Annotated in this window: 1 protein-coding gene; it reads left to right on the forward strand. The window is 76.5% G+C overall.

The genetic code is table 11. The features are described 5' to 3' along the window. Positions 1-1,212, forward strand: a 1,212-nt coding sequence (locus tag FRZ03_RS20910) for an MFS transporter (protein ID WP_146466685.1), incomplete at both ends; no start/stop codon positions are given.

The following is a 1,212-nucleotide window of genomic DNA, read 5'->3' on the forward strand; positions in this document are numbered from 1 at the left end:
GTGACCCTGATGAACTACACCGCCCCGATGGTCACGCTGCCGCAGACGGCGGCCGCCCTGCACACCCCGCTGTCCGGGCAGGCCTGGCTCCTGAACGGCACCCCGCTCGGCCTCGCCGCCCTGCTCCTGGTGGCCGGCAGCCTCGCCGACGACTACGGCCGCCGCCGGATCTTCCTCACCGGCACCCTGGCCCTGGGCCTCACCACCGCCCTCGGCGCGCTGGCCACGTCCACCTGGCAGTTCACCCTGGCCCGCATCGCCCAGGGCGCCGCGAGCGCGGCCCTGCTGGCCAGCGGCCTCGCCCTGATCGTGCACGCCTTCCCGAGCCCGCGCGGCCGGCTGCACGCGACCGGCGTCTGGGGCGCCTTCGTCAGCGGCGGCATCGCGGCGGGCCCCCTGGTCGCCGCCGCACTGCCCGACTGGCGCGTCGGCTACGGCGTCCTCGCTGCCCTCGCCGTACTCCTGGCCGCGCTCGGCACCCGCACCCTCACCGAGTCCCGCGCACCGCGCGGCGGACGCCCCGACATCCTCGGCGCGCTCACCTTCGGCACCGCCCTGACCGCCCTGATCGCGGCCCTGACCCTGGGCCGGGACGGCTGGCTGCGGGCCCCGGTGGGCCTGCTGCTCGCGGCGGCGGTGCTGCTGCTCGGCGCGTTCGTCGCCGTGGAGCGCCGCTCCCGCACCCCGATGATCGACCTCGCACTGCTGCGCCGCCCCCGCTTCCTGTCCTCCTCCGCGGGCGGCCTGTTCACGGGCCTCGCGGTGATCGCCCCCTTCAGCTACCTGCCCGCCGTGGTGCAGCAGGCCATGCACCTGTCCCCCCTGGCCACGGCCGGCCTGCTGCTGCTCTGGTCCGGCCTGAGCTTCACCGTCGCCCTCCAGGTCAAGCGGCTGCCCGGCCGGATACCGCCGCGCGGGCAACTGGCCCTGGGCTTCGCCCTGCACATGGCCGCCGTCCTGACCATGCTCGGCGCCATCGGGGCCGGCTCCTGGACCCGGCTGCTGCCCGGCCTGGTCATCGGCGGCGTGGGCAGCGGCCTGCTCAACGGCGCCCTGCCGCTGCTCGCCGTCGACTCCGTCCCGCGCGAACGCGCCGCCATGGGCTCCGGCGCCCAGCAGACCCTGCGCTACATCGGCTCCAGCGCCGGCGTCGCCCTCACCATCGCCCTCGCCACCGCGGATCACGACCTCGCCCACGGCACGGACATCGCC

Origin of the sequence: Streptomyces misionensis (assembly GCF_007896895.1) — a bacterium.
GTDB classification, from domain to species: domain Bacteria; phylum Actinomycetota; class Actinomycetes; order Streptomycetales; family Streptomycetaceae; genus Streptomyces; species Streptomyces misionensis_A.